The sequence below is a fragment of the Leisingera sp. SA215 genome (assembly GCF_055902035.1).
On sequence record NZ_JBVVXU010000004.1, the window covers coordinates 217467 to 242316 of the forward strand.

27 protein-coding genes and 1 pseudogene are annotated in these 24850 nt (G+C 65.4%); 12 read left to right on the forward strand and 16 right to left on the reverse strand.

Annotated features, from left to right (window positions below; all coding sequences use genetic code 11):
* Window positions 1–264 precede the first annotated feature (264 nt).
* The 5 genes from AC0KW6_RS06835 to rpiA form a co-directional block, all read right to left on the reverse strand.
* Entirely contained in the window at window positions 265–459 is a 195-nt protein-coding gene (locus AC0KW6_RS06835) for a DUF2065 domain-containing protein (protein ID WP_323776146.1), read from the reverse strand.
* Entirely contained in the window at window positions 460–1344 is an 885-nt protein-coding gene (gene hflC, locus AC0KW6_RS06840; protein ID WP_323776145.1) for a protease modulator HflC, read from the reverse strand. It abuts the gene before it with no gap.
* Window positions 1344–2489, reverse strand: a complete 1146-nt coding sequence (hflK, locus tag AC0KW6_RS06845; RefSeq protein WP_474034512.1) for an FtsH protease activity modulator HflK — start codon at window positions 2487–2489, stop codon at window positions 1344–1346. Before hflK ends, hflC begins: the two co-directional genes overlap by 1 nt.
* A gap of 79 nt (window positions 2490–2568) precedes the next feature.
* Window positions 2569–3924 carry a glutathione-disulfide reductase gene (gene gor / locus AC0KW6_RS06850; protein WP_474034513.1) on the reverse strand — a complete coding sequence of 452 codons (1356 nt, stop codon included), beginning with the start codon at window positions 3922–3924 and terminating at the stop codon, window positions 2569–2571.
* Between the two features lie 200 nt (window positions 3925–4124).
* Entirely contained in the window at window positions 4125–4913 is a 789-nt protein-coding gene (gene rpiA, locus AC0KW6_RS06855; protein ID WP_323776142.1) for a ribose-5-phosphate isomerase RpiA, read from the reverse strand.
* 143 nt (window positions 4914–5056) lie between these two features.
* On the opposite strand from rpiA, the gene AC0KW6_RS06860 reads away from it, so the two are divergent.
* From AC0KW6_RS06860 to AC0KW6_RS06875, 4 genes are all read left to right on the forward strand, one after another.
* On the forward strand, window positions 5057–5833 hold the full coding sequence (locus AC0KW6_RS06860; RefSeq protein ID WP_474034514.1) for a methyltransferase domain-containing protein: 777 nt from the start codon (window positions 5057–5059) through the stop codon (window positions 5831–5833).
* 132 nt (window positions 5834–5965) lie between these two features.
* Window positions 5966–6673 (forward strand): glutathione S-transferase family protein, encoded by a 708-nt coding sequence (locus tag AC0KW6_RS06865; protein ID WP_323776140.1) that lies wholly within the window; start codon window positions 5966–5968, stop codon window positions 6671–6673.
* Window positions 6673–8046, forward strand: coding sequence for an L-serine ammonia-lyase (locus tag AC0KW6_RS06870; protein WP_474034515.1), 1374 nt, complete (start codon window positions 6673–6675; stop codon window positions 8044–8046). The genes AC0KW6_RS06865 and AC0KW6_RS06870 overlap by 1 nt, the downstream gene beginning before the upstream one ends.
* 249 nt (window positions 8047–8295) lie before the next feature.
* Entirely contained in the window at window positions 8296–9210 is a 915-nt protein-coding gene (locus AC0KW6_RS06875; protein ID WP_323776138.1) for a DMT family transporter, read from the forward strand.
* On the opposite strand, the gene AC0KW6_RS06880 is transcribed toward AC0KW6_RS06875, so the two are convergent.
* Window positions 9197–9883: a thiamine diphosphokinase gene (locus AC0KW6_RS06880; RefSeq protein ID WP_474034516.1), complete on the reverse strand. Its 687-nt coding sequence runs from the start codon at window positions 9881–9883 to the stop codon at window positions 9197–9199. The two genes, AC0KW6_RS06875 and AC0KW6_RS06880, sit on opposite strands and share 14 nt — an antisense overlap.
* Window positions 9884–10023: 140 nt before the next feature.
* Between AC0KW6_RS06880 and AC0KW6_RS06885 the strand changes: the two genes are divergently transcribed.
* The 3 genes from AC0KW6_RS06885 (at window position 10024) to AC0KW6_RS06895 (ending at window position 12684) form a co-directional block, all read left to right on the forward strand.
* Entirely contained in the window at window positions 10024–12051 is a 2028-nt protein-coding gene (locus AC0KW6_RS06885) for a chemotaxis protein CheA (RefSeq protein ID WP_474034533.1), read from the forward strand.
* Between the two features lie 190 nt (window positions 12052–12241).
* Window positions 12242–12385 carry a hypothetical protein gene (locus tag AC0KW6_RS06890; protein ID WP_474034517.1) on the forward strand — a complete coding sequence of 48 codons (144 nt, stop codon included), beginning with the start codon at window positions 12242–12244 and terminating at the stop codon, window positions 12383–12385.
* Window positions 12386–12387: 2 nt separating this feature from the next.
* A complete protein-coding gene (locus AC0KW6_RS06895) occupies window positions 12388–12684 on the forward strand; it encodes a hypothetical protein (protein WP_474034518.1) in 297 nt (98 codons plus the stop codon).
* Between the two features lie 101 nt (window positions 12685–12785).
* On the opposite strand, the pseudogene AC0KW6_RS06900 reads toward AC0KW6_RS06895, so the two are convergent.
* Window positions 12786–13039, reverse strand: a pseudogene (locus tag AC0KW6_RS06900) (IS21 family transposase); the annotation flags it as partial.
* Window positions 13040–13242: 203 nt separating this feature from the next.
* On the opposite strand from AC0KW6_RS06900, the gene AC0KW6_RS06905 reads away from it, so the two are divergent.
* Window positions 13243–13374, forward strand: coding sequence for a hypothetical protein (locus tag AC0KW6_RS06905; protein ID WP_474034519.1), 132 nt, complete (start codon window positions 13243–13245; stop codon window positions 13372–13374).
* A 198-nt stretch (window positions 13375–13572) separates the two neighbouring features.
* Here AC0KW6_RS06905 and AC0KW6_RS06910 read toward each other — a convergent pair whose 3' ends face one another.
* The 5 genes from AC0KW6_RS06910 to nthA all read right to left on the reverse strand — a co-directional run bounded on the left by AC0KW6_RS06910 (window position 13573) and on the right by nthA (window position 17460).
* The gene (locus AC0KW6_RS06910) at window positions 13573–13812 is read right to left on the reverse strand and encodes a DUF2842 domain-containing protein (RefSeq protein WP_323776135.1); all 240 of its coding nucleotides are present in this window, start codon (window positions 13810–13812) and stop codon (window positions 13573–13575) included.
* Entirely contained in the window at window positions 13812–15125 is a 1314-nt protein-coding gene (locus tag AC0KW6_RS06915) for an adenylosuccinate synthase (RefSeq protein WP_323776134.1), read from the reverse strand. The genes AC0KW6_RS06910 and AC0KW6_RS06915 overlap by 1 nt, the downstream gene beginning before the upstream one ends.
* Before the next feature lie 705 nt (window positions 15126–15830).
* A complete protein-coding gene (locus tag AC0KW6_RS06920) occupies window positions 15831–16163 on the reverse strand; it encodes a nitrile hydratase accessory protein (protein WP_323776133.1) in 333 nt (110 codons plus the stop codon).
* The gene (gene nthB / locus AC0KW6_RS06925) at window positions 16160–16837 is read right to left on the reverse strand and encodes a nitrile hydratase subunit beta (protein ID WP_474034520.1); all 678 of its coding nucleotides are present in this window, start codon (window positions 16835–16837) and stop codon (window positions 16160–16162) included. The genes AC0KW6_RS06920 and nthB overlap by 4 nt, the downstream gene beginning before the upstream one ends.
* Window positions 16834–17460, reverse strand: a complete 627-nt coding sequence (gene nthA, locus AC0KW6_RS06930; protein WP_323776131.1) for a nitrile hydratase subunit alpha — start codon at window positions 17458–17460, stop codon at window positions 16834–16836. Before nthA ends, nthB begins: the two co-directional genes overlap by 4 nt.
* 182 nt (window positions 17461–17642) lie before the next feature.
* Here nthA and secG point away from each other — a divergent pair, with 182 nt between their 5' ends.
* Both secG and AC0KW6_RS06940 read left to right on the forward strand, forming a co-directional pair.
* Window positions 17643–18005 (forward strand): preprotein translocase subunit SecG, encoded by a 363-nt coding sequence (gene secG, locus AC0KW6_RS06935; RefSeq protein ID WP_323776130.1) that lies wholly within the window; start codon window positions 17643–17645, stop codon window positions 18003–18005.
* A gap of 172 nt (window positions 18006–18177) precedes the next feature.
* Window positions 18178–19821, forward strand: a complete 1644-nt coding sequence (locus AC0KW6_RS06940; protein WP_474034521.1) for a CTP synthase — start codon at window positions 18178–18180, stop codon at window positions 19819–19821.
* 161 nt (window positions 19822–19982) lie between these two features.
* Here AC0KW6_RS06940 and AC0KW6_RS06945 read toward each other — a convergent pair whose 3' ends face one another.
* On the reverse strand, window positions 19983–20363 hold the full coding sequence (locus AC0KW6_RS06945) for a DUF983 domain-containing protein (RefSeq protein WP_323783885.1): 381 nt from the start codon (window positions 20361–20363) through the stop codon (window positions 19983–19985).
* Between the two features lie 154 nt (window positions 20364–20517).
* Here AC0KW6_RS06945 and AC0KW6_RS06950 point away from each other — a divergent pair, with 154 nt between their 5' ends.
* Both AC0KW6_RS06950 and AC0KW6_RS06955 read left to right on the forward strand, forming a co-directional pair.
* Entirely contained in the window at window positions 20518–21888 is a 1371-nt protein-coding gene (locus tag AC0KW6_RS06950) for an aminotransferase-like domain-containing protein (RefSeq protein WP_474034522.1), read from the forward strand.
* 149 nt (window positions 21889–22037) lie between these two features.
* Window positions 22038–22940, forward strand: a complete 903-nt coding sequence (locus tag AC0KW6_RS06955) for a fructose bisphosphate aldolase (RefSeq protein WP_474034523.1) — start codon at window positions 22038–22040, stop codon at window positions 22938–22940.
* Between the two features lie 83 nt (window positions 22941–23023).
* Here the strand turns inward: AC0KW6_RS06955 and AC0KW6_RS06960 are convergent, their stop codons facing one another.
* The 3 genes from AC0KW6_RS06960 to AC0KW6_RS06970 all read right to left on the reverse strand — a co-directional run bounded on the left by AC0KW6_RS06960 (window position 23024) and on the right by AC0KW6_RS06970 (window position 24719).
* Window positions 23024–23239, reverse strand: coding sequence for a hypothetical protein (locus tag AC0KW6_RS06960; protein WP_474034524.1), 216 nt, complete (start codon window positions 23237–23239; stop codon window positions 23024–23026).
* A gap of 47 nt (window positions 23240–23286) precedes the next feature.
* A complete protein-coding gene (locus AC0KW6_RS06965; protein ID WP_474034525.1) occupies window positions 23287–23484 on the reverse strand; it encodes a hypothetical protein in 198 nt (65 codons plus the stop codon).
* A 449-nt stretch (window positions 23485–23933) separates the two neighbouring features.
* Window positions 23934–24719: a crotonase/enoyl-CoA hydratase family protein gene (locus tag AC0KW6_RS06970; RefSeq protein ID WP_323783993.1), complete on the reverse strand. Its 786-nt coding sequence runs from the start codon at window positions 24717–24719 to the stop codon at window positions 23934–23936.
* Window positions 24720–24850 lie beyond the last annotated feature (131 nt).

Sequence of the window (24850 nt, forward strand, 5' to 3'; positions counted from 1 at the left end):
AATTGCCTGTGGCTGCACGGATCTACTCCTTGTCACTTATCATTCTTCTTTTCCGCCCCGGACCGGCGCAATTGCCGGCCACACCGGGCGGAGCCTTACGGACCCAATGTAGGAACTTCCGCCCGCCCCGCAACAAATGTTGCAAGGAATAAAGCCCCTGTGACCGGGTTTTCAGCCCGGCCAGAGCGGGGACAGGTCCTGCTGCAGGCATCCTAGCAGGGAAACCTTGCGGTTTCGCTGAAAATCTAGGGGGAAAACGGCGTCTCAGACCCCAAAACGGAACGCCAGCCAGACCAGGATCAGACCCAGCGCCAGCGCCGCCAGACCGGCATTGCGGCGCTGCGCCTCGCTCAAAGCGCGCAGCATCTCCAGCAGACGTTCCACAAGCGAAGGGGCCAGTGCGTACACCAGCCCCTCTGCAATCAATACCAGCCCGAGAGCCAGGAGGATAAACCCCATTTACTGCTCCGCCGGCCGCTTGCCGTCCGAGGATTTCAGGTAGTTGAAAAACTCGTTGTCCGGCGACAGCACCATGGTGGAGTTCCCCGCCAGCAGCGAATTCGCATAGGCGTTCAGGCTGCGGTAGAATTCAAAGAATTCCGGGTCGGCGCCATAGGCCTCGGCAAAGATCGCGTTGCGTTCGGCATCCGATTCACCGCGGATGATCTCTGCCTCGCGCTGCGCTTCGGACACCAGCTCGACCACGGTCCGGTCGGCCTGCGCCCGGATCCGCTGCGCCGCTTCGTTACCGCGGGCGCGCTCGTCGGTGGCTTCGCGCACCCGCTCGGCCCGCATCCGCTCAAACGTCGCATCGAGGTTTTCCGACGGCAGGTCGGTGCGCTTCAGCCGCACGTCGATGATGGCAATGCCCAGTGCGCGCGCATCGGCGATGGCGCCGTTGCGGATCCGCAGCATCAGCGCGGCACGGTCCGACGACAGGATATCGTTGGAGCTGACCGAGCCGAGGATCTCCCGGGTTTGCGCCCGCAGGATCGAATCCAGACGGTTCTCCGCGGTGGCGATACCGCCGGCGCCAACAGCCTGACGGAACCGGTTGACGTCCACGATGCGGTAGCGCGCAAAGGCATCGACCACCAGACGGCGGTCGTCCGACGGGGTGATTTCCAGCGGGTCGATATCGCGGCTCAGGATGCGGTCGTCATAGCGCACCACCTCCTGGATCAGCGGGATCTTGAACGCCAGGCCCGGATCTTCCTTGACCGAAACCACCCGGCCGAACTGCAGCACCAGCGCCTTTTCACGCTCGTCCACAATGAACACCGATGACAGTGCGGTAATCGCAGCAATCACCAGCACCGGCAGCAAAAGAGTTGTCTTACGCATCAGTTGCTTCCTCCGCGGCGCAGTTCATTCAGCGGCAGGTAAGGCACGACGCCCTGGCCTTCGCCCGACTGCTCGTCAAGAATGATCTTGTCGACCCGGCCCAGCACCTCTTCCATGGTTTCAATGTACAGGCGTTTGCGGGTCACCTCAGGCGCCTTCTGGTATTCGGTCAGAACCGCCGAGAACCGGCTGGCTTCACCCTGGGCTTCGTTGACAACCCGGGCGCGGTAGCCTTCGGCCTTCTCCAGCAATTCCGCAGCCTGGCCGCGGGCCTCGGCCAGCGCATTGTTGGCATAGGCGTCGGCTTCGTTCTGGCGCCGGTCGCGTTCCTGTTCCGCGGCCTGAACATCGCGGAAGGCGGCAATCACCGAAACCGGCGGGTCGGCCTTGTCAAAGTTGACGCGGATGATGTTGATGCCGCTGTCATAATCATCCAGCGTGAACTGGATCAGTTCCTGCAGCCGCGAGGCGATCGAACCGCGGTCGCGGTTCAGGATCGGCGCCAGTTCGGACTGGGCGATAATCTCGCGCATCGCCGATTCAGACACCGCCCGGATAGTGGTGCGGGCATCGCGCAGGTTGAACAGGAACTTCGCCGGATCGCTGATGTTCCAGACCACCTGGAAATCGATATCGACGATGTTCTCGTCGCCGGTCAGCATCAGCCCGGCTTCCGAGCTGAGGCCGCCGCCGACACCGATGTCTTCGGTCTGTTCACGGGTGACCGGCAGGATCTCCTTGGTCACCAGCGGCCAGGGCGCAAAGTTCAGACCCGGCTGCCCGGTCGAGGAATATTCGCCCAGGAACAGCTCAACCGACTGTTCTTCCGGCTTCACGGTATAAAAGCTGGCAAAGCCCCACAGGACCGCTGCCGCAACAACGGCCAGCCCCACCGTGCCCTTGGTGAACATCGGTCCGCCGCCGCCAGAGCCGCCGCCGCCGCGCCCGCCCGAGCCGCCGCGCCCGCCCATGAGGACGCGCAGCTGCTCCTGGCCTTTCTTCACCAGTTCGTCAATCTCGGGGATCTGGGGCTCATCAGGCTTGCGGCCGCCGCCGCCGCCATTGTTGCCGCCGTTGTTGCCCCGGTTGCCTCCGCCGCCAGAGGAGCCACCGCCCCCCCAGGGGCCACCGCTATTGCCCGCCATTTCTCTCCTATCCGTATGCTGCTGCCCATCAGTTTCCACGATGGGCGGCATGTGTTGTCAGTTATTGCCAGCCGCCCGATCAGGTCGAACGCACCGGAGTCTTCAAGGTTACCAACTCTTCCGACATTGTCGGATGGACCGCAACTGTACGGTCGAAATCTTCCTTGGTCGCCCCCATCTTTACAGCGATTCCCGCCAACTGGATCATCTCTCCGGCGCCGGGTGCGACGATATGGCAGCCCAGCACCTTGCGCGTCGCCTTGGAGACAATCAGCTTCATCAGCACCCGCTGGGCACGGCCCGCAAAGGCCTGCTGCATCGGCTTGAAGGAAGTTGCATAAACCTCGACCGGTTCCTGCTCGCTGGCCTCCTCCTCGCTCAGCCCCACAGTGCCCATCTCCGGCTGGGTGAAAATCGCCGTCGGGATCAGGTCGTGGTCGGGGCTGGTCGGGTTGCCCTTGAACACCGTCTCGACAAAGGCCATGCCTTCGCGGATCGCCACCGGCGTCAGGTTCACCCGGTCGGTCACATCGCCGATGGCATAGACCGACGGCACCGAAGTCTGGCTGTACTGGTCGACCACAATCTCGCCCTTGCGGCCGCGCTCCACGCCGATCTCTTCCAGGCCAAGGTTGCCCGAATTGGGGTTGCGGCCGGTAGCATACATCACCTTGTCGAACAGCCGTTCCTGGCCATTGGTCGACTTCACCCGGATCTTATCGCCTTCCTGGCTCATCTCCAGCACATTGGTGCCCAGATGCACGTCGATGCCCGCCTGGCACATTTCCTCGCAGATCAGCCCGCGCGCCTCGTCGTCAAAGCCGCGCAGGATCTGCGCGCCGCGGTAGAACTGCGTGGTCTTCACGCCCAGCCCGTTCATGATGCCTGCAAACTCGCTGGCGATATAGCCGCCGCCGACGATCAGCAGCGTCTCCGGCAGCTTGTCCAGGTGGAAAATCTCGTTCGAGGTGATCGCCAGCTCCGAGCCGGGAAACTCCGGCACCGACGGCCAGCCGCCGGTGGCGATCAGGATGTGCTTGGCGGTCTTGCGGGTGCCGTCGGCCAGCTCCACCGTATGCGCATCCGCCAGCTTCGCGCGCTGGTCGAAACTTTCCACGCCGTTATTCTTCAGGATATTGCGGTAGATGCCTTCCAGCCGGTCCAGCTCGGCATGCAGCTTGCCCTTGAAGGCATCCCAGTTGAACCCGCCGGCCTGGATGTCCCAGCCATAGGCCTGCGCGTCCTCGACCATGCCGGAATATTCCGAGGCAAACACCATCAGCTTCTTCGGCACGCAGCCGCGGATCACGCAGGTGCCGCCATAGCGGTCCTCTTCGGCCAGCGCCACCTTGACGCCTTCCTGCGCCGCCACGCGGGCTGCCCGCACCCCGCCCGAGCCGCCGCCGATGACAAACAGATCGTAATCAAAGCTCATGAATTTCCGCCCTTTGCATCTCTTGTGCAGGTGTATCCCATAACGGACCACCAAACGCCATATGCCCAAGTGGGCGTTAATCCGCTGCTTTCAACCTTTTGCTGCAGAAACAAACGGGGATGTGAGGCGGACAGGCCGTCATTCCGGTCCCAGGCGCTGCCGGGCCTGCCGGCCGGGCGCGCCTCGGTTTGCACCGGTCCTTAATCCTGCAGATCGGTGAACAGGTTGTCGGTCTCGGCAAACTCCAGCCTGTCTTTCTCAACCGTGCCTTCGTTGATGTCGCGCACCTCGATCCGGCCGTCGCCATAGCCGATCACCACCGTGTCGCAGATGTCGATGAACAGCCCGTTCTCGATCACGCCGGGGATCTGGTTCAGCACCAGCGCCAGCTGACGCGCGTTGCCGATGCGTTTCAGATGCAGGTCAAGAATGTAATTCCCCTCATCACTCACAAACGGCGCATCGCCGTTCATCCGCAACGTGGTGGTGCGGCCCATCACATCCATCGACACCAGGGTTTCCTCGATCAGCGCCTGGCTGCTCTGCCAGCCGAACGGCAGCACCTCGACCGGCAGCGGAAAGGCACCCAGCGTCGCAACCGATTTGCTGGCGTCCGCAATCACCACCATCTGGTCCGAGGCGGTGGCAACGATCTTCTCCTGCAGATGCGCGCCGCCGCCGCCCTTGATCAGGTTCAGATCAGCGTCGAACTCATCGGCGCCGTCAATGGTCATGTCCAGCCATTTGGCCTCGTCCAGCGACACCACATCGATGCCCACATCCCGCGCCAGCGCCGCGGTCCGGCTGGAGGTCGGCACGGCGGTGATCTTCAATCCGTCGCGGCTCACCATTTCCCCCAGGCAGCGCACCAGCCAGGCGGCGGTCGAGCCCGTGCCAAGACCAACCCGCATGCCATCCTCAACCATTTCAGCCGCCCGTTTGGCAGCCACGAATTTCGCCTTGTCGATCGGCGACAGCTCTCCGGTCATCAGGGGCCTCCATGAATACGCGTTTGCGGCGGTTATAGGCGGTTTGCCGCCTCTGCGCGAGGGGGCTTGCAGCGGTTTCCGGCACCGCGGCTGGAAATGCGCCGCAGCCGGGCTATTGATTTTCAACTTGGGGGATCAGAACCATGCTGCAATTCGACGAGGAAACCGCCCGCGTGCTGGAAGACGCCTATCAGGGCGCCGATGTGTCGCAGCGGCGGCGGGCCAGCTTTGACGCGCTGACGCCGCTGCCGGGCGACCGCATTCTGGATCTGGGCTGCGGCAACGGGCTGCTGACACTGGAGCTGGCCCGCGCCGTCGGCCCCGCCGGCCATGTGACCGGGCTGGACGCCAGCCCCGACATGCTGGCCGCCGCCCGCAGCCGGCTGGAAGGCCGCGCCAATACCACCCTCGCCGAAGGCGATGCCGCCCGCCTGCCGTTTGAGCCGGAAAGCTTCACCAAGGCGGTTTCGGTGCAAGTCTTCGAATATCTGACCGACCGCCGCCCCGCCCTGCGCGCCCTGCACACCGTGCTGCAGCCCGGCGGGCGGCTGGTTGCGGGCGACATCCATTGGGACACCTTGGCCTGGTACAGCGACAACTCCCGGCGCATGGAGCGGATGCTGGAGGCCTGGAACCGCCACTTGGCAGTGCGTGATCTGCCCGCAAAACTGCCGGCCGAGCTGCGCAGCTGCGGATTTGAAATGCAGCGGATGCACCCGCTTGCGGTCTGCGACACCACTCTGCGCCCCGACGGTCTGGCAGCGATGATGATCCAGCTGATCCGCGCCTTTGCGGTGGACATCGGCGCCACCGACACCGACGATGCCGCCGCCTGGGCGCAGGAACAGCAGGAACTGGCCGCCGAGGGGCGGTTCTTCATGTCGCTGACCCATTTTGTCTGCACCGCCCGGCGGCAATGACGGCCTGCGCCGCAGGCAGATATCCGCCGCTGCGCAGAGCGGCAGGGAAACTGGCATCACAAAGGCGGGTTTCCTATTGGAAACGCCGGAAATGGACACACCCGGCGGCGGTTTGCGACATATTGTTACGCCATGACACCCGAATACCGCCTTCACTTCGCCCCTGACAATGCCTCGCTGGTCATCCGGCTGGCGCTGGAGGAGCTTGGCCAGCCGTATGAAACGGTGCTGGTCGACCGCCAGGCGAAGGCCCAGCACAGCGCCGGATACCGGGCGCTCAATCCGAACGGCTTGATCCCGGTGCTGGAAACGCCGGACGGGCCGCTGTTTGAGACCGCTGCCATCCTCCTGTGGCTGTCCGAACGCCATGGCGCGATGGCGCCGCAGCCCGGCAGCCCGGACCGCGCGGCCTTCCTGAAATGGCTGTTCTTTGCCTCCAACACCCTGCACGCCGACCTGCGGATGCTGTTCTACCCGGAGAAATACATTGGCGCGGACAAGGCCCATCAGGCACAGCTGCAGTCCGTCCTGCGCCAGCGGCTGCACCAGCATCTGACCAATCTGGACCACGCCGCCGCCGGCCGCCCCGCCTGGCTGGGGGCGCCGCAGCCCTCGGTTCTGGACTATTACCTGGCCTGCCAGTTGCGCTGGATGGCACTGTACCCTGCCGATGCGGACAGATCCTGGTTCCGCATCGCCGAATACCCCAGCCTGCAGCGCCTCTGCGCCGGGCTGGAACACCGCACGGCCGTTACCACCGCGCGCCAGGCCGAGGGCCTCGGCGCCGCCCCGTTCACCTCCCCCGCCTATGCCAATCCCCCAGAAGGATCAGCCACCTGATGTTCCTCTCCGTTTTCGACATGTTCAAAGTGGGCATCGGCCCGTCCTCCTCGCACACCATGGGCCCGATGGTCGCCGCTGCGCGGTTCCTCGATGTGATGCGGGCCTCGCCGTTTGAATTCCACGGGCTGCGCGCCTCGCTGCATGGCTCGCTGGCCTTCACCGGCGTCGGCCACGCCACCGACCGCGCCACCATCCTCGGCCTCGGCGGCTTCCGCCCCGATGATTACGACGATCAAAAGGCCGAAGCCTTCCTCGCGGAACTGGCCGAAACGCACACCATGCAGCCCGAGGGTCTGGGCGCGCTGCGCTTCGACCCCAAGGCCGACATGATCTTCGACTACGATCAGGCGCTGCCGGGCCACGCCAACGGCATGATCCTGATGGCCACCGACGCCCAGGGCGACGTGATCCTGAAACAGGTCTACTATTCGATCGGCGGCGGCTTTGTCGTCACCGAGGAAGAACTGGCCCAGGGCAAGGCGACCGACGAGGGCGACCCGGTGCCCTACCCGTTCAAATCCGCCGCCGAGATGCTGGAGATGGCCAAATCCAGCGGCAAATCCATCGCCGGCATGAAACGCGCCAATGAAATCGCCCGCGGCTGCCCCGAAAGCCTGTCCAAGGGCACCGCCCGCATCTGGCAGGTGATGAACGACTGCATCAACCGCGGGCTGGAGCGCGACGGCATCCTGCCCGGCGGCCTCAACGTGCGCCGCCGCGCCAAGGGCATCCATGACGCGCTGCTGGCCGAACGCGGCATGAACCTGACCGCGCCGCACACCATCAACGACTGGATGAGCGTCTACGCGATGGCGGTGAACGAGGAAAACGCCGCCGGCGGGCAGGTTGTGACCGCCCCCACCAACGGCGCCGCAGGCACCCTGCCGGCAGTGATCCGCTATTACCTCGACCATGTTCCGGGCGCCTCTGAGTCCCATGTCGAGGACTTCCTGCTGACCGCCGCCGCCATCGCCGGCCTGGTCAAATACAACGCGTCCATTTCCGGCGCCGAAGCGGGCTGCCAGGCCGAAGTCGGCTCGGCGGCCGCGATGTCGGCGGCCGGCCTTTGCGCGGTGATGGGCGGCACCCCCGAACAGGTGGAAAACGCCGCCGAGATTGCGCTGGAGCATCACCTCGGGATGACCTGCGACCCGGTTAAGGGGCTGGTTCAGATCCCCTGCATCGAGCGCAACGGGCTGGCGGCGATCAAGGCGGTCTCTGCCGCCTCGCTGGCGCTGCGCGGCGACGGCCAGCACTTCGTGCCGCTGGACGCCTGCATCGAGACCATGCGCCAGACCGGCGCCGACATGCACGACAAATACAAAGAAACCTCGCTCGGCGGCCTCGCGGTGAACGTGCCCAACTGCTGATCATCCCTGCTTTCTTGAAAAGATAGCGTGACATAAGGCCCGGGCCTGGCCTTGGGAGGGCGCGAATGCGCCTTCCCGGGGGAGTGAAGGCCGTCGCGGAAATGCTCCGGGGGAGCGTTTCCGGCCTGAACGGGCGGAGCCCAAGGCGCGGGCCGTGCCGCTGCGCGCCACGTCCAAAAAAACGCAACGCCTCTCCTTTCCCCGCAACTCCAGCTTGCACGATGACTATTGCAGGCCTAGCGTGGCGCCATGACACAGGACCGCCCCCTCCTCGGCATTGCCCTGATGCTGGGCTTCTGCATGGTGATCCCGCTTGGCGACGCCATCGCAAAACTACTGACCAACCGGGTGCCGGTTGCGCAGATCGTCTTCATCCGCTTTGCCGCCCAGGCCGCACTGCTGCTGCCCCTGGCGCTGGCAATGCGGCTGCCGCTCAGCCTGTCGCGCCGGGTGGCGCCGCTGCTGCTGCTGCGCACCCTGCTGCAGATGGGCGGCATCGGCGCCATGTTCACCGCCTTCCGCTACCTGCCGCTGGCCGACGCGGTGGCGATCGCCTTCGTGATGCCGTTCCTGATGCTGCTGCTGGGCAAATACGTTCTGGGCGAAGAAGTCGGCCTGCGCCGCCTCGGCGCCTGCGTGGTGGGCTTTGCCGGCACACTGCTGGTGATCCAGCCCAGCTTTGCCGCCGTCGGCTGGAACGCGCTCTGGCCGCTGCTGGTCGCAGTGATCTTTGCCCTTTTCATGCTGGTCACCCGCAAGATCGCCAAGGAGACCGACCCCATTTCCTTGCAGGCAGTGGCCGGCGCCATGGGCACGGTGCTGCTGGCGCCGGTGTTCCTGATCGGCGACGGCTTCGGCCTGCCGGCCCTCGCCACCAGCCCGCCGCCGCAGGACACCTGGAGCCTTCTGGCCGCCGCCGGCGCCCTGGGCACCGTGGCCCATCTGATGATGACCTGGAGCCTGCGGTTCGCCCCCACCTCGACCCTGGCCTCGATGCAATACCTGGAAATCCCGGTCGCCGTGTTCATCGGCTGGCTGATCTTTTCCGAGCTGCCCAACTCGCTCGCCGCCTTCGGCATCCTGCTGACGATCAGCGCCGGCCTTTATGCGGTGCTGCGCGAGCGCAAGGCCTCGGAGACCGCAGAACGGATCAATCCCGCCTGAGATCCAGCCTGAGATCCAGCCTGACCGCCGCCACCACCTCGGCCAGCAGCCGCCGCGGCACGATCACCAGCAGCCCCGGCCCCTCCGGCACCAGCCGCACCGGCCCGGTGGCCCGGTTCGAAGTGCCGATCCGCCCCATCGGCGACATCCGCAGCCCGTCGATAGGCCATTCCAGCCCCTCGGACCGCCCCTGCACCGGCTGCATCGGAAACAGCGAGATCACCTCCCCCGCCTCCGCGGGCAGATCGACTGCATGGGTCAGGTGAAAGATCACTTCGGTTTCGCCGATCAGCACACAGGGCGCCGGATGCCCCTGCACCAGCGTATTGAACGCCGCCAGCTGGTGATCCACCCGCGCGCCCAGAAACCCCACCGCCAGCACCGCCGGCGCCGAAATCCTGCGCAGCGCCTTGTCGAAATCGGTGCTGTCCTGCTCCGCCACCGGAAACAGGCTGCCCGGCGGCAGCCGGCGCCGCACATCCCCGGGCAGCGAGTCGAAATCACCGATCACCGCCTGCGGCACATGCCCCGCCGCCAGCGCCGCAACCGCGCCGCCATCCGCCGCCGCCAGCACCGGCGCCAGCGCCAGCGCCTCTTCCAGCGCACCGGATGCCAGCTCACCGCCGCCAACCAGGGTGATTGGCTCCAATTCCTCAACAATCAGACGGTTCATAGGCGGCATTCCTGGCAGTTTTGGAAACAAGTCACAATGTGAACACAAAATGATACGATCAATTGCACGGATTCGAGCAAAATTGGTCCTTCAAGCCCATATGGTAAATGACAACAGATGTGACGAAGACGAGCGAGCTGATGGTACATAACAACAAAGTCTTGACCGTATCCTATGGAACCTTTTCCTGCACTTTGGAAGGGTTCGAGGATTCCTTCGGCACGATGAAGGCGATTGCCGAGTATTTCCGCGACCTGGCTTCCGATGACCGCTACTTCGGGGCGGAACCGCCGCAACCCGACGCCGACATGCTGGCCCGCATCGCCCAGCGCGAAATTGCCCGCCAGGTCGAGGCCCGCACCAGCGACGGCGGCATTCACCTGCGCGCCGCCACCCCGGCGCTTGGCGCCGCTGCCGCCGAAGCCCCTGCGCAAACCCCGGCTGCCGCTGCGGCACCTGCACCTGCGGCACCTGCACCTGCACCTGCGGCAGACCCCGCGCCTGCCCCGGCTGCAGCGGAGCCCGCAGAACAGCCCGCCGCAGCAGAGCCCGGATCTCAACCAGACACGCTTGCAGCCGAAGAGTCCAAAGCCGCTGCAGAAGCAATTGCCGAAGACGCCAGGGCCGCCGCCGCAGAAATCGCCGAAGCCGAAGCCGAAGCCGAAGCCGAAGCCGAAGCCGAAGCCGAAGCCGAAGCCGAAGCCGAAGCCGAAGCCGAAGCCGAAGCCGAAGCCGAAGCCGAAGCCGAAGCCGAAGCCGAAGCCGAAGAATCCATCGCCGCCGCGCTGGAAACCGCAAGCGGAAACTCCGCTCCGGCCAAGGCTTCCTCTTCCGTCGAACTGCTCGAAGTCAACGAGCCAGAGGCCGAGGCCGAGGCGGACACCGAAGAGCACGCCGCAGCACCCGTCCGCCGCGAAGCAGACCCCGTGCCGCCCGCCGACAGCATCGCCGCCAAGCTGCAGCGCATCCGGGCGGTGGTGGCACAGACCCCCGACGACGACTTCACCGAAGACGAACATGCCGACGATGTGCTGGAAAGCGCAGCCGGGGACATCACCAGCGCGCTGCTGGAGGATGGCAGCAACGGCGCACCGGACTTCGATGATGAAGGCGACGATGCAATCGCCAAGGCACTGGACCGGCTCGACCTGAACACCGGCGCCGCCGAAACGGCAAGCGATGCGCCCGCACAGGACGGCGGCAGCACCGCTGACGAGGCCGCCGCCCCCCAGCCTGCCCCCCAGCCTGCCCCGTCCCGCGTGCGCATCACCAAGGTCAAACGCGCCGATTTTGACCAGGCCGTCGCTACCGGCCGGCTGCAGGAAACTGATGCCAGCAATGATCCGGCGCCCGCCCAGTCGTCCCTTTCGGAGGACGACGAAGCCGACCTGATGCGCGAACTGGCCGAGGTGGAGGCCGAGATCCTCGCCGCCTCCGAGGCGGATGAAGGTGCCGCTGAAACGCCCGATGCCGGCGGCCGCGCCCCGGCCCGGCCCGCAGCCGCAGGCCTGCCAGACAGCGATGTCTCCCGGCTGATGGCCGCCGCCGACGAAAAGCTCGAGGACCCGGACACAACCTCGTCCCGCGAGGCCTACAGCCAGCTGCGCGCCGCCGTCGCCGCCACCAAGGCCGAAGGCCCCGCCGCCGGCAGCGCAGGCAGCGATGGCGCCAAGCCCTACCGCGAAGACCTGGCCAGCGTGGTCCGCCCGCGCCGCCCGGAACCCCGCCCGAACGCCTCGGAACGCCCGGCCGCCGCGGCCGCCCGCCCGGCGCCGCTGAAACTGGTGGCCGAACAGCGCATTGACGAGGGCAGCGCTCCGCAGCAGCCGGTGCGCCCGCGCCGGGTCTCGGCAGCGGTTCTGGACGACGGCAGCGAAGACAGCAGCGGCTTTGCCGCCTACGCCGCCGACCGCGGCGCCGCCGATCTGCACGAGCTGCTGGAAGCCGCCGCCGCCTATATGAGCTTTGTCGAAGGCCGCGGCCACTTCTCGCGGCCGCAGCTGATGAGCAAGGTGCGCAGCGCCGGCAGCAGCGACTTCAACCGCGAGGACGGGCTGCGTTCCTTCGGCCAGCTTTTGCGCGACGGCAAGATCGAACGCTCCGGCACCGGCAAGTTCACCGCCTCCGGCGACATCGGCTTTAAGCCCGGCAAACGCGCCGCCGGCTGACCCCGGCACCCAAACAGCAAAAGGCGGCTTCACGAGGTGACGCAGTCCCTGTGCTGGGTGGTTCTCCGGACGCTCCACGGTCAATAATGCAGGGCAGCGATCGCAAAGGGCGCTGCCTTATCTCGTTGATGTCTTCAAGCTGCATGATCAGCCTGTAAACTTGCAGTAGCTTGGAGGACGGCCCTGGCGCATGTCTATGACACGCTCGCTGAGGCTTGCGGAACGCCATATTTCAATCAGCTGGATCCGCCAAGCGGATCTGGTGTCGTCGTTGGGGACCACCAGACCCTACGGTTTGTCGAAAACCTGCTTCCGTCAAGCGCACAGCCTCTGAAAATGACCCGTGGCGAGGTGGAGGCCGAGATAGCTGCGGCGATCTCGACGCTGACCGCCATTGACGAGACGATTCCCAGCATCCCCGAGCGGACAGATGAGGATGGCCAGAGCGGCGTTCCGCGCATTTACTGGCCGGCCTGTCGCGAAGAATACGGGGCGGTCTTTACAGATAAGCATCAACGCCTGCGCAGTCATAAGCAGAGGTTCTGGATCGGCCGCGACGCTCTCATCGTGGTGAAACGTGCCATATCTTTCCTGCTTCCCGTCCGCACCGGCACAGATGGCGGTGGTGGATGAAGCCGGCATGCTGAGCCCCGAGTTCGTCCCGCCGGTCATGGCCGAGGGGCGCCGAACGCTGGCGGCCGGCGCTCCTTGCCGGATCGCACCCGTCGGGGCGGATCCGCATACAGCTGCTTGACCCTGCGCCGCCGCTTGCGCGTTTCCGCGGTAAGCGATGCAGAATACTTCTCCGCGCAAGGGTCCAGCTTGCCCGGACGCTGCGGGGCCTGAAACCGGGGCTCAACAGCCCCCAACGTAATGACATGCGAATGGTGTTGCGGGAGAGGCCTGTTCGCCTCGCTATCTCCCGAATAGACATCTGATCCCGAAGCGCCCCGCGCCGGATCACACTCAGAACTGCCATGTCGATCACTCCAATGACCCCTGCCGGTCAAAGCCAGGGGTACGGTCACACATGGGTCAGATCTCAATGAAAACTTTCGCCTGTCCCGGGCCAGATCTCAGCGGAAATCAACAGCCGCGGTCCCGCCTCGAGTCGTTGTCCGGCCAGAACCCAGAAAATCCGCATAGATTGAAGTTGATACCAACCTCTGTCCGCAGACCCGCGGTCCCGCGATGGTCAAAGACTATGGGCTGTTTCGTTCGGAGAAGAAGGAAAATTTGCCTCAGTTGGGCTTTTCTGCCTTGCGCGCGTCTGACGACGTGGTCCGGGAAAAAAAGCCTCGGATTTTCGCCCTGTTTTTCTGATCCGGCTGTCAGTAAATCCGCTTGAAATACAAAGACCTGCCGCGCGGTGCGCGACAGGTCAGATTGTTCAGGCCTCCCACCGGAGGGAATGCGCCCCCGCGAGACCGCCTTTTTTGTTCAGGCCGGATCCCTGTTCATCTTTCCGGAAATACTCCGGGGTGAATTGGCCATGAGGCCAAAAGGGGCAGCGCCCCTCTGTCACTCGCCGCTTGCGGCGTCCGGCTCCGCCTGGCCGACACCGCGGAACACAAATTTGAACGGCAGCACCCAGGCAACCCCCAGCGCCGCATAGACCAGCAGCTCCAGCCACAGCGGCGGCCGGTCCAGCCAGTTCATCACCGTGACCGCGGCGACGATGTAAACCGGCATCCCCACCAGCAGGATCACCAGCGCCCAGCGCCGCCGGGCCTTGTAGCTCAGGCCTTGCTTCTCAGCCATCAGTCGGCAAACGGGTCGGTCACCAGAATGGTGTCGTCCCGCTCCGGGCTGGTGGACAGCAATGCCACCGGGCAATCGATCAGCTCTTCCACGCGTTTCACGTATTTGATCGCATTGGCCGGCAGGTCGTTCCAGCTGCGCGCGCCTTCTGTGCTTTCGCTCCAGCCCGGCATCTCCTCATAGATGGGGGTGCAGCGGGCTTGGCTGTCTGCCGCGGTCGGCAGGTAGTCCAGACGTTCCCCGTCCAGCTCATAGCCGGTGCAGATCTTCAGGGTCTCGAATCCGTCCAGCACATCCAGCTTGGTCAGTGAAATGCCGTTGATGCCGGAGGTGGCGCAGGTCTGGCGCACCAGGCAGGCATCAAACCAGCCGCAGCGGCGCTGGCGGCCGGTGGTGGTGCCGAACTCATGGCCGCGCTCGCCCAGACGCTGGCCATCCGCATCCGGCGTGCCGTCTTCCTTCAGCAGTTCTGTCGGGAACGGGCCTTCGCCGACCCGGGTGGTATAGGCCTTCACAATGCCCAGCACATAATCGATCGAGCCGGGGCCGATGCCGACGCCGGTCGCCGCCTGGCCGGCAATCACGTTGGAGGAGGTCACAAACGGATAGGTGCCGAAATCAATGTCCAGCAGCGCGCCTTGGGCCCCTTCGAACAGGATCCGCTTGCCGGATTTGCGCTTTTCGTTCAGCACTTTCCAGACCGGTGCGGCATAGGGCAGGATCTTCGGTGCGATTTCCTTCAGCTGCGCGATCAACGCGTCGCGGTCGACCGGATCAACGCCCAGCCCCTTGCGCAGCGGGTCATGGTGCTGCAGCGCCCGGTCAACGCGCGCAATCAGCGTCGCCTCATCCGCCAGATCCGCCACGCGGATCGCCCGGCGCCCCACCTTGTCCTCATAACACGGGCCGATGCCGCGGCCGGTGGTGCCGATCTTGGTCCCTTTGCTGGCCGCCTCTTCGCGCGCCCGGTCCAATTCGCCATGCAGCGGCAGGATCAGCGGCGTGTTTTCCGCGACCATCAGGGTTTCCGGCGTGATCTCCACACCCTGCGCCTGGACCGTGGCGATCTCTTTCATCAGATGCCAGGGGTCCAGCACCACACCGTTGCCGATGACACTCAGCTTGCCGCCGCGCACCACACCCGAGGGCAGCGCGTGCAGCTTGTAGACCTTGCCGTCAATGACCAGCGTATGGCCGGCGTTGTGGCCGCCCTGGAAGCGCGCGATCACGTCCGCACGCTCGCTCAGCCAATCCACGATCTTGCCTTTACCTTCGTCGCCCCACTGGGCGCCGACTACGACGACATTGGCCATATCCGGTCCTTTACAGTCTTGGTTCAAACCCACGCTCATATAGCGATGCTGCACCGGCAGGGGAACCGGTTTTTCGCCGCAGTCAGACGCCAGACACCCTTTTCGCCCCGTTCACCAAGGCCTGCGCCTGCCCGGGCAGGCAAGAATGCGCCGCCGTGCCGCTGATTCCCGAAGGACACTTCGCTAACAAAAGGGCGAGCGCCTGCCCGCAGGCTTGCGGGGCACTTTATCCCTGCAACGTCCGTACTGGCTGTCTCAGGAGCATTGCCCCCGCCAAAGCGCCAGCCCGGTGGGGCGGGCAGGCGCTCACCCGGCGGCGCTTTGCGCCTGGATTCCGGGCGGATGGTGTTTCCACATGCAGGGTGTTGCGCACCCACCGTACGCCGCCTTCACGCGATCCTCATGTCCATCGGACAGACTGCCTCCTGATCGCGATCCCCCGCCATGGCTCCGCGCGCGGGGCCATGATACAAGGCGCAGGCATCTGTGCGGCTGCCTGCGCAACACCCGGAGACCGGCCCCGATAATAAGGGGGTCGTTCAGGACCTCCTGTCCGAGCAGGCCCCGCGGGGTCTGTCCATACTCCAACCGGCGGCGCCGCCCCCCCCCTTACGATCCGGCACCCCGACAGAGAGACAAAGCGTCAGAAAACAGACAGACCCGCCCGAGGCGCGATGCCTCCGGCGGCCGGACCTGCGGGCGCAGTCAGCCCCGCAGATGCACCGGCGCGCCATGCGGGGTGGACAGATAGGCCTCTTCCCAGCGGCTGCGCATCACTTCGGCCTCGGCGCGGGAGGCGGTACCGTCATCGGCCAGAAACTGCTCCAGCGTCTCCAGCCAGGCGCGGAAATAATCCTCGCCGCCGTCCAGCTCCCGGTTCAGCCCGTGGCGTTTCAGCGTTGCAGAGAACCGCTGCACCCAGTCCCCCCAGGTAAACCGCCCGGCCTCGTTCAGATGCACCGTGAGGGCAAAGACCTGCGCGTGCCAGGGTTCGGCAAACACGGGCTCCGGCGCGGATATGCCTGCACAATCACTCATAGCGGCTCCAGATAGCTTTGCCACAGATCCAGCACCACCTCGTCCCCCGGGTGTTCTGCATGCGCCCACAGCACCCGCGCCGGAAACCGCACCGCATACAGCGGCTCGGGCGCCTCGCCCAGCCCATGCGCGCTGCTGTCAGGAAACACATGGGTGCCATGCATCCGCAGAATGTAACCGCGCGCCCCGGCGGCATATTGCGGCAGCCGCGTGTGGCCGCCGTCTACCAGCGCATTATCCGCCGGCAGTCGCGCCCGCACCGCCTGGCCCGCAGAGAACCGCGGCTTCGGCCCGCCCTCCCGGTCCGCCGGGCCGCCCTTGGCCAGCGCACCGGCGACGTTCCCCGCCGTCAAAGCCCGTTCCGCCAGCGCGTGCAGCCCCGCGGCGCCCTTGCCCTGCAGGTCCTGCCGCGTCAGCACTCCTTTTTCGACCAGAAGATCCGCCAGCGCCGCGATCCATTTCTCATAATAGGAAAAGCGGGTGTAATCATTGGGCGAAAGCCGCTCGCGCGCATGGCGCGAGGTATCGATGTTCCACTGCCCCAGTGCGCCGCAGGCCAGTGTCACCGCGAGTGCGCGGGCATGCCAGTCTTCGGCAAAGACCGGCGCATCCGCGGGTTCCGGCACCACCGGGCCGTCGCCGAATCGCCCGCCCATGTCATGCACCCGGGTCATGCCGGCGCCCCCGCCGGCAGCTTCGCCAGAGCGGTGCCGATCATGCTGTCGCGGCTGACCAGCGCCGCCAGGCCGTCCTCGCTCAGACCTTCCGTGCCCTCAGGCCGCATCGGCAGCACCAGATAGCGGACCTCGGCGGTCGAATCCCAGACCCGCACCGCAGTGCCTTCCGTCAGCGCCACCCCGAAATCCGCCAGCACCTTGCGCGGCTCGCGCACCGCACGGGCCCGGTAGGCATCGGATTTGTACCAGCCCGGCGGAATGCCCAGCAGCGGCCAAGGGTAGCAGCTGCACAGGGTGCAGACGACCATATTGTGCTGCGCAGGCGTGTTCTCCACCACCACCATATGCTCGCCCTGGCGGCCGTAATAGCCCAGGTCTGCCAGCACCGGATCGGCATCGGCCAGCAGCGCCGCTTTGAACTCCGGGTCGCTCCAGGCCCGCGCCACCACCCGGGCGCCGTTCTGCGGGCCGATCCTGTTCTGATAGGTCTCGATGATCTCCTCCAGCGCGGCGGGATCGATCAGCCCTTTTTCAACAAGAATCGTTTCCAGCGCTTTGACCCGCAAGGCGGGATCTGGCGGCAAAAGAGCGTGCGGGTGGTCTGGGTCATCATGAGGCATGAAGAAACTCTGCCCTGCCGCCAGGGCCCGCGTCCAGTCACAATACGCTGCGAACAGGCCGCAACGGGCCCTCTGACCGCACGTCACGCTGCGGCTCCAAGGCGAAGCAAACTCCGCCCTTGCCCCCCCGGTCAATCTTGCCTATTTACCGCCCGATACTCAGCCAACCGCCGCAGGGACCCATGGAAAACGTTGTTCTCATCATCCATCTTCTTTTGGCTCTCGGCCTGATTGCAGTTGTACTGCTGCAGCGTTCCGAAGGCGGCGGCCTTGGCATGGGCGGCGGCGGCGGCGGAGCGGTCTCCGGCCGCGCGGCAGCCACCGCGCTCAGCAGGCTGACCTGGCTGCTGGCGATTGCCTTCATCTGCACCTCGATCACCCTGACCGTTCTGGCCGCGCAGAAATCGGCGGGCGCCTCGGTCACCGACCGTCTGGCCGTGCCGCAGACCGATGATCCGGACGGCGCTCCGGCGGCGCCGCTGGGCAGCGATCTTCTGCCGCCCAGCGAAGGCGACAACGCTCCGCTGGTGCCGAGCCTCGACTAAACCACTACACCTTGACGGGTTTTCGGGAACCGCAACAGCATCTTGCGGTTCCCTTGCGCATTACGCGCGAATCCTCTATATATGAAGTCCCGTGATGCTGCGGTTTTTCGGATGATTCCGATCACCGCCGGGCAGCTGAAATCTGACTTCTCACGGGGGCAGCCGAATACATATGGCGCGTTTTATCTTCATCACTGGCGGTGTCGTTTCATCCTTGGGCAAAGGCCTGGCTTCGGCAGCACTGGGGGCTCTTCTGCAGGCCCGCGGCTATTCCGTCCGCCTGCGCAAACTGGACCCCTATCTGAACGTCGATCCCGGAACCATGAGCCCGTTCGAACACGGCGAGGTCTTCGTCACCGACGACGGCGCCGAGACCGATCTGGACCTGGGCCACTACGAACGCTTCACCGGCGTGCCGGCCCGCAAGACCGACTCGATCTCCTCGGGGCGGATCTACACCAACGTGCTGGAGAAGGAGCGCCGCGGCGACTACCTCGGCAAGACCATCCAGGTCATTCCGCATGTCACCAACGAGATCAAGGATTTCATCTCGATCGGCGAGGATGAGGTCGACTTCATGCTCTGCGAGATCGGCGGCACCGTCGGCGACATCGAAGGCCTGCCCTTCTTCGAGGCGATCCGCCAGTTTGCCCAGGACAAGCCGCGCGGCGAGTGCATTTTCATGCATCTGACGCTGCTGCCCTACATCAAGGCCTCCGGCGAGCTGAAGACCAAACCGACCCAGCACTCGGTGAAGGAGCTGCGGTCGATCGGTCTGGCGCCGGACATCCTGGTCTGCCGCTCCGAAGGCCCGATCCCGAAGAAAGAGCGCGAAAAGCTGGCGCTGTTCTGCAACGTGCGCCCCGATTCGGTGATTGCCGCGCAGGACCTGAAATCGATCTACGAGGCGCCGCTGGCCTATCACCGCGAAGGCATGGACCAGGCGGTTCTGGATGCCTTTGGCATCGCCCCTGCCCCCAAGCCGAACCTGGCCCGCTGGGAAGATGTGGCCGACCGCATCTACAACCCTGAAGGCGAAGTGAAGGTGGCGATTGTCGGCAAATACACCCAGCTGGAAGACGCTTATAAATCCATCGCCGAGGCGCTGACCCACGGCGGCATGTCGAACCGGGTGAAGGTGAAGATCGAATGGGTCGACGCCGAGCTGTTCGACAAGGAAGACGCCGCCCCCTATCTGCAGGGCTACCATGCGATCCTGGTGCCCGGCGGCTTTGGCGAGCGCGGCACCGAGGGCAAGATCAAGGCGGCGCAATATGCGCGCGAAAACAAGGTGCCCTATCTGGGCATCTGCCTCGGCATGCAGATGGCGGTCATCGAGGCCGCGCGCAACGTCGCGGGCATTGCCGAGGCGGGGTCCGAGGAATTCGACCATGAGGCCGGCAGGAAACGGTTCGAGCCGGTGGTCTATCACCTGAAGGAATGGGTGCAGGGCAACCACAAGGTCAGCCGCAAGGCCGATGACGACAAGGGCGGCACCATGCGCCTGGGCGCCTATGACGCGGCGCTGACCGAAGGCTCCAAAGTGGCCGCCGCCTATGGCAGCACCCATATCGAGGAACGCCACCGCCACCGCTATGAGGTGGACATCAAATACCGCGAAAAGCTGGAAGAATGCGGGCTGAACTTCTCGGGCATGTCGCCCGACGGCCGCCTGCCGGAGATCGTGGAATGGAAAGACCACCCCTGGTTCATCGGGGTGCAGTTCCACCCGGAACTGAAGTCCAAGCCGTTTGCGCCGCACCCGCTGTTTGACGATTTCGTGCGCGCAGCCAAAGACACCTCGCGTCTGGTCTGAGGGAGCGCGCGGCAGGCAGGGGCCTCCCGCCTGCCGCTTGGCTCACATCACGTGAGCAGCGCCCGTTGGGCCCGGCGCCGCTGCGCGGCGCTGGGAAAATACAGAAAAAGGCGGGCCAGCGGCCCGCCTTTTGCCATTTTATTGATTTCCTTCAGGCCGGTTCAGAACCCGTGCATCCGCTTGGCCCATTGATAGGCCACCACCAGCCCCTTCATCCGCGGCAGCATCACCAGCGACGCCCCCGCCGTGATCACCGACATGATGACCGCCAGGGTCAAGGGGTCCGGGCGCAATTGCGTATAGACGATGTGCAGCGCAAAGCCGAGGATGTGGCCGACCACCAGGATGGTCAGATAGGCCGGGCCGTCATCGGCGCGCTGGTGGTGCAGTTCCTGACCGCATTCCGAACAGCCGTCGTTCACCTTCAGATAACTGTGCAGCAGCTTGCCTTCGCCGCAGTTCGGGCAGCGCAGGCGCAGCCCCTTCAGCAAGGCGGGCTTCAGCGCCCGCTGGTCCTGTTGCAAAACATCCATCCCAGTCATCGCAGGTCTCCTCGGGTTTGCCGCCTGATACAGTGATTCCCTCAATGAATGCAATCAATCTGCGATCATTATTATTGCATTCACAGAGGCAATCAGGCATTGAACCGATCAATCATGACACAATGCGCCGGAACACCGGCGGGAGACAGCGCAGATGCCCCCCTGGACCCCTGCCCGCCTGAACAGCGGCAAGCCCCGCTACGTGGAGATCGCCGAGGCGATCAAGGCGGATATCGGCGCAGGCGTGCTGTCCCCCGGCGACCGGCTGCCGCCGCAACGGCGGGTGGCGCAGGATCTGGGGGTGGATTTCTCAACCGTCGCCAGAGGCTACGCCGAAGCGGTGCGGCGCGGCTATATCGAGAGCTTCGTCGGCCGCGGCACATTTGTGAAGGCGCCGGACGCGCTGCCCGAACGCCCCGATCCGCGCCGGGCGCTGGAAGAAGACCCGATGATGAACATGCCGCCGGAGCCGGACGACCCGGCGCTGCTGGCGCAGATGGAAAAGGGGCTGGCGCATGTCTCGGCCAATCTGATGCCGCTGCTGCGCTATCAATCGGTCACCGGCAGCCCGCAGGACCGGGCCGTTGCGGCGGATCTGCTGCAGGCAAACCACCTGCCCTGCGCGCCGGAACGGCTGGTGATCACGCCGGGCGCCCATGCCAGTCTCTATGCAATCCTGACGATGCTCTGCGCGCCCGGTTCGACCGTATTATGCGAAGCTGTGACCTATCCCGGGCTGCGGTCGATTGCGGCGCGGCTGGGGATCCGGCTGATCGGGCTGGCCGCAGACCGCGACGGCATCCTGCCGGAGGCGCTGGAACAGGCCGTCACCGGTCACCGGCCCGCGGCGCTGTATCTGAACCCGACGCTGCAGAACCCGACCACCCGCACCATGCCCGCCGCGCGGCGGCGGCAGGTGGCCGCGGTGCTGCAACAGCATGCGCTGCCGCTGATCGAGGATGACGCCTATTGCTTCGTCGCCCAGGATGCGCCCTCCGCCATCAGCAGCCTGATCCCGGATCTGGGCTGGCATGTTGCGGGCCTGTCCAAATGTTTCGGCGCCGGGCTGCGGCTGGCCTGCACCACGGTGCCGCAGCGCAGCCTGATGGGGCAGTTCAGCCAGGCGTTGCGGTCGATGCATGTAATGGTGTCGCCGCTGAACCTGGCGCTGCTGGGGCGCTGGATCGAGGACGGCACCGCGGCGCAGATCCAGGCCTTTGTGCGCCAGGCCGCGGCCGCCCGGCAGGCGCTGGCGGCGGAAGTGCTGCAGGTCTGTTCCGCCGATGCGGACCCGCTGGCCTTCAACCTGTGGCTGTCCCTGCCGCGCGGCACCAGCCGGGCCGAGGTGATGGGCCGCATGGCGACCCGCCAGATCGGCATCCTGCCCAGCGATGCCTTCACCGTCACCGGCCAGCCGGAGGAAGCGGTGCGGGTGTGCCTGGGCGGGCCGATCAGCCTGGAAGAGCTGCGCGGCGATCTGATTGCGCTGAATGACGCGGTCACCCGCAAGGACTGGCTGGGCTGACGCCTGCTCCCGCGGCGGCGCACCGCTGCGCGATCTGCTGCCGCAGGCGGCAAATCCTGGCGCCGTTAGCGCAACACCCCGTTGTTTTCCAGCGGATTCGCGGTATAGACAGCGCCAAGACAGACCATTCCCAAGAAGAGTGACGCATTATGGCCAAAGACGCTTCCGTACATCAGGCACAACTCGACCGCATCGCCAACGGCAAGGGCTTTATCGCCGCGCTGGACCAGTCGGGCGGCTCGACCCCGAAAGCGCTGAAGCTTTATGGCGTGAATGAAGACGCCTATTCAAACGACGACGAGATGTTCGCCGAGATCCACAAGATGCGCACCCGCATCATCACCTCGCCGAGCTTCGGCAAGGACCGGATCCTGGGCGCGATCCTGTTTGAGAAGACCATGGACGGTGCGATCGGCGGCACCCCGGCGGCCGAGTATCTGTGGAACAGCTGCGGCGTGGTGCCGTTCCTGAAGGTTGACAAGGGCCTGGAGGAAGAAGCCGACGGCGTGCAGATGATGAAGCCGATGCCGGAGCTGGATGCGCTTCTGGCGCGGGCCAATGACGCCGGCATTTTCGGCACCAAGATGCGCTCGGTCATCAAGGAGGCCAATGCCGCGGGCATCAAGGCGGTTGCCGCCCAGCAGTTCGAAGCGGGCCGGCAGATCGTGGCGGCCGGCCTGGTGCCGATCATCGAGCCGGAAGTGGACATCAATTCCGCGACCAAGGCAGAGGCCGAAGAGGTCCTGAAGGCGGAGATCCTGGAGCAGCTGAATGCCCTGCCCGCGGACTGCAAGGTGGCGCTGAAGCTGACCATCCCGGCCAAACCGGGCCTGTACGACGATCTGGCCGATCACGCCAATGTGGTCCGCGTTGTGGCGCTGTCCGGCGGCTACAGCACCGATGACGCCTGCGCCCGCCTGGCGCAGAACAGGAAAATGATCGCCTCGTTCAGCCGGGCGCTGACCGAGGGGCTGAACGCCGCCATGAGCGATGCGGATTACGATGCCGCCTTGGGGGCGAATATCTCAAAGATCTACGACGCGTCGCTGTAAGCCGGCCGCAGATCCGTTGACCAGACAGCCGCGCCTGCGCAGGGCGCGGCTTTTTTATGGCTGGCAGGTCTGAGTCTGGCAGGTCAGAGGCCCGGGCGTCCGGCGCAGCAGACCGCCAGCACCAGCCCGGCACCGCTGAGAAACGGCAGCCAGAGAAACCGCAATGCGGCCGGGGTGAACCAGCCGGGCTGATCCGCTGCCGCCTGTCCCGCGCCGCCGATCCAGGCCCAGAACAGCAGCGCCGAGGCGGAGATCATGACCCCGCTGAAGGCGAGCAGCCAGCGTGCCGAGCTAGGCATCGCCGCCTCTGCCGCAGGGGGCCTGCAGCTGGCGGCAAGCCATCCGTTCAGGCCGCTTCGGTCAGCGACGGGCGCAGGCCGGTGCAGCTGACCTTGTTTTCATTGGCCGCCAGGTAGCGCCGGGCCGCCTCGCGGTCGCCGAAGCTCAGAGCCTCGTCATAAAAATAGGTGATCCTGTCCCCGGTGCGGGACAGAAGGCCGCCGCTTTCAAACAAGATGAACCATTTTTTCTGCACCAGTTGCATCAGCCTCGCTCCTTTCTGAAGTCCGGTGCTGAGACAGGGGCGCCTCAGCCGGATGTACTGCAGGTCTTCAGATCGCAACCAGCTTTCCGGCGCCCGAACGGGCCTCCCGGCAGCAGATTTCCGAATGCTCGATTGGCCTGATTTGTGCCCTGCTGAAGGCAGAAATCGCCCATAAATGTTGCCAAAAAGTTAACCGGGGTTTCTGCGGATTTTACGCGGCATTTTTCTGCCGGCTGGCGGCAGTTTCCCGCCGGCAGTGGCGGATTTTAGGAAAAATTGGCGAGAAAGCGATGTTGCGGTTTTTGAAGGCTTGCCGGCAGGGCGGCGCCGGGTCCGCGCCCGGCCTCCCCCGCGTCGGCGGCAAGGCGGCCTGCCGGGCAGCGGGACGGCCGTATTTGCACTGCACAGAAGAGTGCGGGGCACGGCATCGGCAAAAAGCGGACGCCGCGTCAGCCGAAGTCCGCAGGGCGTTTTTGCAGCTGTGCGGCGACCGCCTCCATCTGATCCGGCTTGCCGATCAGCTGCAGCTGTTCGGCGCTTTCCGCCAGCAGCACATCGGCCTGGGCAGCACCGCTTTCGGCGACAGCGATCAGGCGCTTGGCGGCCCGGATGGCGGAGGGGCTTTTTGCTGCAATGACGGCGGCCAGCTCCTGGGCGCGGGTCAGCGGGCTGTCTGACAGTTCGCTCAGCAGGCCCCAGTCCAGCGCCTGAGGGGCGCCGATTTTCTCGGCCGTGTAGGTGAGGCGGCGCAGCACGTCGGAGCGCAGCAGCCGCGGCAGCAGTGCCATGCCGCCCATATCCGGGATCAGCCCCCATTTCATTTCCATCACCGACAGCTGCGCCTCCGGGTGGGCAATGCGGATGTCGGCGCCCAGCGCGAGTTGCAGCCCGCCGCCGAAACAGGCGCCGTGGATGGCCGCAATCACCGGCACCGGCACCCGGCGCCAGACCATCGCCACCTCCTGGAACGCATTGGCGTCATGGTGGCTCCGCTCCATCACCAGGCTGTTCAGGTCGCGCTGCATCAGGCTGGCGAAACTGGCCATGTCGAGGCCGGCGCAGAAGCTTTTGCCTGATCCGGCCAGCACCACGGCGCGGGCATCCGAGGCGGCGACCTCCTGCCCGGCGGCGATGATCGCCTCGATCATCGCATCGTCGAGGGCATTGTGCTTGTCCGGGCGGGCAAGCGTGACATAGGCGATGTGGTCCTTGTAGCCGGTGGTGACTCGGGCCATGGTTTGTTCCCCGCTGCTGATTTGCAGCCAGCCTGCCCCGGATGCGGGAGGGTTGCCAGTGCGACGTGAGGGCAGGATCAGGGCGCGGTTTTCGGGCCAGGGAGCGGGAAAGCCCGGAGCTGCCGGCGGAT